The organism is Salinarimonas sp., from assembly GCF_046292825.1.
Taxonomy (GTDB): domain Bacteria; phylum Pseudomonadota; class Alphaproteobacteria; order Rhizobiales; family Beijerinckiaceae; genus Salinarimonas.
The window spans coordinates 1-8189 of the sequence record NZ_JBKBQG010000083.1 but is presented as its reverse complement, the minus strand read 5'-3'; the positions used below and the strand labels follow the sequence as shown (position 1 = coordinate 8189).

The following is an 8189-nucleotide window of genomic DNA, read 5'->3' as shown; positions in this document are numbered from 1 at the left end:
GGCGCGCGGCAGCACGCCCGCGCCGCCGCCGAGGAGGCGGCGGGCGGCCGGGTCGCGGGCGATGAGCGCGCCCTTCTCCTCGAACATCGCGCCGAGATGGCGCGGCACCTCGAAGCCCTCCTCGGCGAGCGCGCGGGCCGGCGCCACGATCGCCGCGAGCCCCAGACGCCCATGCGCGCGGTGAGCGGCGGCGAGCGCGCGGGGCAGGCCGGGCACGGGCACGGCGGCGAACGGTCCGCGCCGCTCGCCGGCATAGGCCAGCCGCGCCGGCGCGACGCTCGCTCCGTCGATCGCGAAGACGCCGCCGTCGGGCGCGGCGCCCAGGATCTGGCAGCGGCCCATCAGGCTCGCATTGATCGGATCGGCGACGCAGAGCGCGAGGCAGGCGCCGATCGCGGCGTCGACCGCGTTGCCGCCCGCCGCCAACACGGCCGCCCCGGCGCGCGCCGCATGCGGCGACCCCGCGGCGACGCATCCGCGCGCCCCCACCCTCGCGCTCTCGGTGCTCATGAATCGGCCTCCAGGCGAACTGGTATGGCACGGGTGGACGACCGCGAGAAGACAGGTGCGCGCGCCATCGGACGGAATCGACGGCGGATCGTGGGTGGCGCGGGAGGGGGCCTCGCCCCCGGCACGATCCGTGCTAGATGCGTTGCGATGCGGCCGAGACGGGAGGCGCGGGCATGCGGGTGACGATCCTGGGAGCCGGGGCGATCGGGGGCGCGATCGCGCATCGCCTGCACGCGGCGGGGGCGCGCACGACGATCCTCGCCCGGCCGGCGACGGCGGAGGCGATCGCCGCGCGCGGGCTCACGCTCGAGACGCCGCAGGGGCGCGAGACGCTGCCCGTCCCCGCGACCTCGGACGCGGCCGCGCTCGGCCCTCAGGACGTGATCGTCGGCGCGATGAAGGCGCAGGACTGGCCCGGCGCGCTCGCGTCGATCGGCCCGCTCCTCGGCGCGGAGACGCTCGTCGTGCCGGCGATGAACGGCATCCCCTGGTATTATTTCGACGGCGTCGCCGGGCCCCTCGCCGGGCGCCCCGTGCGCGCGGTCGACCCCGACGGGGCGCTGCTCGCCGCCATTCCCGGCAGCCGCATCGTCGGATGCGTCGTCTACATGGCCTCGCAGCGGCTCGCGCCGGAGCATGTCCTGTGGACGAGCGGCAACCGGCTCGTGATCGGCCGCGCGCACGGCCCCGCCGACGGCCGCGTCGCTTCTTTGGCCGATCTCCTCGTGCGCGCCGGCTTCGCCGCCGAGGCGGCCGACGACATCCGGGTCGAGATCTTCACGAAGCTCCTCGGCAACACCTCCTTCAACCCGCTCTCCGTCGTCACCGGCGCGACCATGGACGCGATGGTCGGCGATCCGGGCCTGCGCGCCATCGCCGTGCGGGCGATGGTCGAGGTCAAGGACGTCGCGGCGGCGCTCGGCGCCCCGGTCCCGATCGACGTCGAAGCGCGGCTCGCTATGACGAAGGGCATGGCGGGCTTCAAGACCTCGATGCTGCAGGACTTCGAAGCGGGCCGCCCGCTCGAGCTCGGCGCGATCGTCGACGCCGTCGTGGAGCTCGCCGATCTCGTCGGCGTCCCGGTGCCGACCACCCGCACGCTGGGCGATCTCGCGCGCTTCGCGTCGCGGGGGCGATGAGGACGGTGTCCCCCGAAGCCGGCCGCGCCCTCGCGGTCCGCCTCCTGGAGGAGGCGGGGTTCGCGCTGCGGGCGCAGGCGGCTCGCGGCGACAGCTTCTATCTGGAGAAGCCTGGCTCGCCGGTATCGATCCGCGTCTCCGGCCATGCCCGCACGCCCAAACGCCGGCGCCAATATCCCCACCCGACGATCGGCATCCTGATCGACCGGCCCTTGTCGGAAGCGGCGATCCGGGCGCGGGTCGCGGAGGCGATCGGCGGGCACGCGCGGGCGAGCGCTCGGGCTCACAGCTTATGAATCGTTCTCCGGCCCGTCATTCCGGGGCGCGAAGCGAGCCCGGAACCCAGAACCCCAACGCTTGTTCGAGCGCGCATGCGCGCTCGTTCGGCAGCCCTATGGTTACGTCTAAGGACGCAGCCTACAGGCTGCTAGTTTAACGTCGGGAGTCTGGGTTCCGGGCTCGCTTCGCGCCCCGGAATGACGGCATCGAGGAACTTAGCGAAAGATTCACGAAGGCTCAGGTCAGCGGCACCGCTACGTGACGGCGAAAGCCCGGGCGCTCGTGCAGGCGCTCGTACCAGCGCCGCAGGCTCGGCAGGTTGGGCCGCGCGATGCCCTCGATGCCGAACCAGCGATGGACGAAGGTGCCGAGCACGATGTCGGCGAGCGTGAGCCGGTCGCCCTCGACGTGGTCGCGCGCGCCGAGATGGGCGTCGAGGAGCGCCCACGCCCTGCCGCTCGCGCGGATCGAGGCCTCGATCGCGGCATGATCGCGCGCCTCGGGCGGGGTGCGGATCATGCCGTGGAACAGAGCCTGCTCCGCCGGCAGGAGCGTCGTCAGCTTCCAGTCGAGCCAGCGCTCGACGCGCGCGCGATCGGCCGGCGCCTCCGGATAGAGCGTGCCGACGCCGCCATGAGCGAGCGCGAGATAGCGGACGATCGCGTTCGATTCCCACAGGACGACGTCGCCGTCGACGAGGGTCGGGATGCGGCCGTTGGGGTTCAGCGCCCGGTATTCGGGCGTGTCGACGATGCCGAAGCGCAGGCCGGCGTCGCGCCGCTCGTAGGCGAGGCCGAGCTCGTCGCAGGTCCACAGGACCTTCTGCACATTGCCAGAATTCGCCCGCCCCCAGACCACCAGCGTTGCCATCGCAGCCTCCTCTTGCGACGACAGGCTAGCGGATCGGCGCGTGCGCGGGTGCGAAAACGTGGTCTCGAAGCCGCTCAGCTCCCCCGCGCCGCGCGCAGCGCCCGCAGGCCCGCGCGATCGGGGAAGCCGTCGGCGAGGATCCCCTGCGCGCGCTGGAAGGCGCGCATGCCCGCCCGCGTCATGGGGCCGAGATTGCCGTTCACCGGGCCGTCGTAGAAGCCCAGCCCGGCGAGCGTCTCCTGGATCTCGCGGCGCTCGCGGGCATTGAGCGGCGCGGTCGCGCGCGGCCAGGCGGCGCGGATGCCGGGACGCCCCTCGACGCGCTCGCCGAGATAGGCGACGCCGAGCGCGTAGGCCTCGGAGGGGTTGTAGCGCTTGATCGCCTCGAAATTTTGCGTGACGAGGAAGACCGGGCCGCGCCCGCCCGCCGGCACGAGGAGCTCGAGCGCGGCGTCGTCCGGCAGCGCGATCGGCGAGCCGTCGCGGCGCGTCACGCCCGCCTCCGTCCAGTCCCGCGCGCTCCCGCTCTCGCGCGAGAAGTCGAAGCCCTCCGGCAGCGTGATCTCGAAACCGAAGGGCAGGCCCGGCTCCCAGCCATGGGCGAGCAGGTAGCGCGCGCTCGAGGCGAGCGCGTCGGGGATCGAGCCGAGGAGATCGCAGCGCCCGTTTCCGTCCCCGTCCGCGCAATGCAGGAGCACGTTCGAGGGCATGAACTGGGTGTGGCCGATGGCGCCCGCCCAGGATCCGCGCAAGGCGGCGCGGCGCACCTGCCCGCGCTCGACGAGGGTGAGCGCCGCCATGAACTCGTCGCGGAAATAATCCGGGCGATGGCTGGCATGCGCGAGGTTGGCGAGCGCCTGGAAGGTGTCGTGGTCGCCCATGAAGGAGCCGAAATTCGTCTCCATGCCCCAGATGCCGAGGAGCACGCTCGCCGACACGCCGGTCTCCCGCTCGATCCGCGCGAGCGTGTCCGCATGCCGGCGCCGCGCGTCGCGCCCGCGGGTGATTCGCGCATCGGAGAGGGCGCCGTCGAGATAATCCCAGATCGGCGTCACGAATTCGCGCTGCGCGCCGATCGCGGTCGTGACCCGGCGCTCCTCCTGCAACCCGCGCACGATCCCGCGCACGAGCTCGGCATCGTGGCCGCGGGCGATGGCGTCGCGCTCGAGATCGGCGCGGAAGGCCGCGAACGAGGGTGCGCGCGTCGCGATCACCCCCTCCGGCCGCGGCGGGGGCAGACGCTCCGCGAGGGCGGGAGGCACGGTCGCGAAGATGACGGCGAGAGCGAAGGCGACGGACGAGAGACGATCGAGGACGGGCATCGCAGAGCACGGTCTCCAGTGGAGGTCTCCCGTCCATCGCATGCAAAGGCGGAGGAAAAAGGGCGCCGACGGCTGCGGCCGCCTCCGCCCGCATCCGTCGGCGGCCCCGGGCACGGTCGGCGGCGCAGCCGACCGCGCCGGAGGGAGCCACGAAGACCGTCCCGACGCCCGGTCAGAATGCGAACAGGCCGAGCGCTTCCTTCACGCTCGCCAGCGTCTCTTCCGTCCGCGCGCGGCCGCGCAGCGTTCCCTCGCGCAGAACGTCCCGGATCATGTCGCGATCCGCCGCGAGCCTGGCACGGCGTTCGCGGATCGGCGCGACGAGTTCCTGGAGGATGTCGTCGAGTCGCTTCTTGAGCGCTACGTCACCGAGCCCGCCGCGGCGATAATGCTCCTTTAGCGCGGCGACCGCCTCCACATCCGGATCGAAGGCGTCGAGCCAGGTGAACACGACGTTCCCCTCCACCTGTCCCGGATCGCTGATCCGAAGGTGATTCGGGTCCGTGTACATCCGGCGCACCGCCTCCGAAATCTCCGCCGGCGACGCCGAGAGAACGAGGGCGTTGCCCAGGGACTTGCTCATCTTCGCCTTGCCGTCCACGCCCGGCAGGCGCCCGATTCGGGGCACGACCGCCGTCGCCTCGGGCAAGACGTCGCGCCCCGCCTGACGATTGACGCGACGCACCACCTCGTTCGTGAGCTCGATGAGCGGCGCCTGATCCTCGCCGACCGGGACGACGGTCGCACGGAACCCCGTGATGTCGGCCGCTTGGGCGATCGGGTAGCAGAGAAAGCCGGCCGGTATGTCGCGGGCGAAGCCGCGCTGCTGGATCTCGTCCTTGATGGTCGGATTGCGCTCGAGACGCGAGACCGTGACGAAATTGGCGTACAGCATCGTCAGCTCCGCCAAGGCGGGCAGATGCGACTGGACGCAGATCGTGGTGCGGGAAGGGTCGATGCCGACGGCGAGGTAATCGGTCGCGACCTCGATCACGTTCGAGGCCACGCGCTCCGGGTCGTGGGCGTTGTCGGTGAGCGCCTGCGCGTCCGCCAGGAGCAGGAACTGCTCGTGCGTGTCCTGGAAGGCGAGCCGATTGCGCAGCGACCCCACGTAATGGCCGAGATGCAAGGGGCCGGTCGTACGATCGCCGGTCAGGATGACCGGCTTGGCCGCGGGCATCGTGGACATGGGGGCGGGCTCCCGGAGCGCGGGGTTCGGGTTCGCCGGGAGATGCCACGGGTGCAACGAAAGCGCAAGGCGGGAGCGCCCGTAAGGGGCATTCATTGCTCGCCGCGCGTCGCCGACCGTCCCGGCGATCGGACCCGGCGGGTGGGAAAAGCCGCGCGCCCTCCTAGATGCGATAGCCTTGGGGCGGCGCTTTCGGTATGTCTCCCCGCACCGACCAGAGCCGATGGCGGCTGCGAGGACGATCGAGAGCATGGGGAACGACAGCATGGCCGACGACGAGACCCGCAGCGACACCCATTTCGGCTACGAGACGGTGCCGCTCGCCGAGAAGCAGGGGCGCGTCGATGCGGTGTTCCGCTCCGTCGCCGGCCGCTACGACCTCATGAACGACCTGATGTCGGCGGGCCTGCACCGGGCGTGGAAGGATGCGATGGTCTCGGCCCTGCGCGTGCCCAGGGATCGCGCCTTCGCCCATCTCGACGTCGCCGGCGGCACCGGCGACATCGCCTTTCGCGTGCTCGACGCGGGCGGGCCGGCGACGCGGGCGACGATCCTCGACATCAACGGCGACATGCTCGCGGTCGGCCGCGAGCGCGCCGGCACCCGCTACGGGCCGCGCGCCACCTTCGTCGAGGGCAATGCCGAGGCGCTGCCCCTGCCGGACAAGAGCTTCGACGCCTACACGATCGCCTTCGGCATCCGCAACGTGCCGCGCATCGAGGCCGCGCTCGCGGAGGCGCATCGTGTCCTGAAGCGCGGCGGCCGTTTCCTCTGCCTCGAATTCTCCAAGGCCGACGTGCCGGGCTTCGACCGGATCTACGACGCCTATTCCTTCCAGGTGATCCCCCGCCTCGGGCGGATGGTGACGGGGGATGCCGAGAGCTACCGCTACCTCGTCGAATCGATCCGCCGCTTCCCGACGCCGGGCCTCTTCGCCGACATGATCGAGGAAGCCGGCTTCCGGCGCGTGACCCACCGGGCGATGACGGGCGGCATCGTGCGGCTCCATTCCGCCTGGAAGATCTGAGGCGGGGCGCAACGATCGTGATCGGCAATTTCGTCCACCTCGCGCGCAACATCCGTGCCGGCTACGTCCTCGCCCGCGAGGGCGCGCTCGCGCTCGTGCCGGAGGTGGCCGTGCCGCCCGGCGCGCGGCTCCTGTTGCGGCTCGCGCGCCTCGTCGAGCGCCGCGATGCGGGCTCGTCCGCGACGCGGCTGACGGCGGCGCTGACGCGGCTCGGCCCGTCCTACGTGAAGTTCGGCCAGTTCCTGGCGACCCGCCCCGACATCGTCGGCATGCAGGCCGCGCGCGATCTCGAGGCGCTGCAGGACCGGATGCCGCCCTTCCCGCGCGAGGAGGCGGTGAAGGTGGTGGAGGAGGCGCTCGGGCGCCCGATCGACGCCGTCTTCACCTCCTTCGGCGAGCCCGTCGCCGCGGCGTCCATCGCCCAGGTCCACCGTGCCGTGATGCGCACGCGCGAGGGCGAGAAGGTCGTCGCCGTCAAGGTGACGCGGCCGAACGTGCGCGAGCGCTTCGCGCGCGACATCGCCGCTATGCGCTTCGCCGCGCGCCTCTTCGAAGGCGTCTCGCCCGAAGGCCAGCGCCTGCGCATGGTGGAGGTCGTCGAGACGCTCGCGCGCTCGGTGACGATGGAGATGGACCTGCGCCTCGAGGCCGCGGCCCTCTCCGAGCTCGCCGAGAACACGGCGGAAGACGTCGAATTCCGCGTGCCGAAGCCCGAATGGGACCTCACCGACCGCGACGTGCTGACCCTGGAGTGGATCGACGGCATCAAGCTCAACAAGCTCGAGGAGATCGACGCCGCCGGCCACGATCGCCCCGCGCTCGCCCGCATCGTCATCCAGAGCTTCCTGCGCCAGGCGATCCGCGACGGCTTCTTCCACGCCGACATGCATCCGGGGAACCTGTTCGTCGATCCGCAGGGGCGGCTCGTCGCCGTCGATACCGGCATCATGGGGCGGCTCGGCCATCGCGAGCGCCGCTTCCTCGCCGAGATCCTGCTCGGCTTCATCCAGCGCGATTACGTGCGCGTCGCGGAGGTGCATTTCGAAGCGGGCTACGTGCCCCCGCACCATTCCGTGCTCGATTTCGCGCAGGCGATCCGCGCCATCGGCGAGCCGATCCACGACCGGCGCGCGGACGAGATCTCGATGGCGCGCGTGCTCGCGCTCCTGTTCGAGGTCACCGCGATCTTCGACATGCAGACGCGCACCGAGCTCGTGATGCTCCAGAAGACCATGGTGGTCGTCGAGGGCGTCGCGCGCCGGCTCGACCCGCATCTCGACATGTGGACGATCTCCGAGCCCGTGGTGCGCACCTGGATCGAGCGCAATCTCGGCCCCGTCGGCCGCGTCGAGGATCTCGGCCGCAGCCTGCGCACGCTCGCGGGCGTGATGGCGAACCTCCCCGACATCGCGGTGCGCGCCGAACGGCTCCTGATCCAGCTCGAGCACGACACGACGAGCGGCATCGCTCTTGCGCCCAAATCCATCGAGCGCGCCGGCGAAGCCGCCGCGACGCGCGGACGGATGGTGGCGCTCGCCCTGTGGGTGATCGCGATCGCGCTGGTGATCGGGTTGTTTTGATCCCTCCCTGAAGGGTCACGGAGTGCACACATCGTGATACCTGCATGCCTTCGACGCGAAGAGGACGCTCCCTCTCCTTCCCCTCAGGGGAAGGTGGCTCCGACCCCGAACAGGGGTCGGAGACGGATTGGGTCTTTCGACCCGAAGGGTCGAAGGGGTGTTGGGCTTCTCCTTACGTAAGGAGCCCTACGACAACGCCCCTTCGCCGCTGTCGCGGCGAAAAACCCCATCCGACCCGTCGCCTTCGGCGCCGGGCCACCTTCCCCTGAGGGG

The 8189-nt window shown here is 71.5% G+C and carries 8 protein-coding genes; 4 read left to right on the top strand and 4 right to left on the bottom strand.

What is annotated here, in order from left to right:
* On the bottom strand, nt 1-510 hold a 510-nt coding region (locus ACK4UM_RS20660), incomplete at its 3' end, for a gamma-glutamyltransferase (protein ID WP_409802862.1).
* 137 nt (nt 511-647) lie between these two features.
* On the opposite strand from ACK4UM_RS20660, the gene ACK4UM_RS20655 reads away from it, so the two are divergent.
* Nucleotides 648-1649, top strand: a complete 1002-nt coding sequence (locus ACK4UM_RS20655) for a ketopantoate reductase family protein (protein ID WP_409802859.1) — start codon at nt 648-650, stop codon at nt 1647-1649.
* A 5-nt stretch (nt 1650-1654) separates the two neighbouring features.
* Entirely contained in the window at nt 1655-1945 is a 291-nt protein-coding gene (locus ACK4UM_RS20650; RefSeq protein ID WP_409802857.1) for a hypothetical protein, read from the top strand.
* Nucleotides 1946-2165: 220 nt separating this feature from the next.
* Here the strand turns inward: ACK4UM_RS20650 and ACK4UM_RS20645 are convergent, their stop codons facing one another.
* From ACK4UM_RS20645 to trpS, 3 genes are all read right to left on the bottom strand, one after another.
* On the bottom strand, nt 2166-2798 hold the full coding sequence (locus ACK4UM_RS20645; protein WP_409802853.1) for a glutathione S-transferase family protein: 633 nt from the start codon (nt 2796-2798) through the stop codon (nt 2166-2168).
* A 74-nt stretch (nt 2799-2872) separates the two neighbouring features.
* Nucleotides 2873-4120: a lytic murein transglycosylase gene (locus tag ACK4UM_RS20640; RefSeq protein WP_409802850.1), complete on the bottom strand. Its 1248-nt coding sequence runs from the start codon at nt 4118-4120 to the stop codon at nt 2873-2875.
* A 172-nt stretch (nt 4121-4292) separates the two neighbouring features.
* Nucleotides 4293-5300, bottom strand: coding sequence for a tryptophan--tRNA ligase (gene trpS, locus ACK4UM_RS20635; protein WP_409802865.1), 1008 nt, complete (start codon nt 5298-5300; stop codon nt 4293-4295).
* A 274-nt stretch (nt 5301-5574) separates the two neighbouring features.
* Between trpS and ubiE the strand changes: the two genes are divergently transcribed.
* On the top strand, nt 5575-6336 hold the full coding sequence (ubiE, locus tag ACK4UM_RS20630; protein WP_409802846.1) for a bifunctional demethylmenaquinone methyltransferase/2-methoxy-6-polyprenyl-1,4-benzoquinol methylase UbiE: 762 nt from the start codon (nt 5575-5577) through the stop codon (nt 6334-6336).
* Nucleotides 6337-6353: 17 nt separating this feature from the next.
* The gene (ubiB, locus tag ACK4UM_RS20625; RefSeq protein ID WP_409802844.1) at nt 6354-7916 is read left to right on the top strand and encodes a 2-polyprenylphenol 6-hydroxylase; all 1563 of its coding nucleotides are present in this window, start codon (nt 6354-6356) and stop codon (nt 7914-7916) included.
* The last annotated feature ends 273 nt before the right edge of the window (nt 7917-8189 follow it).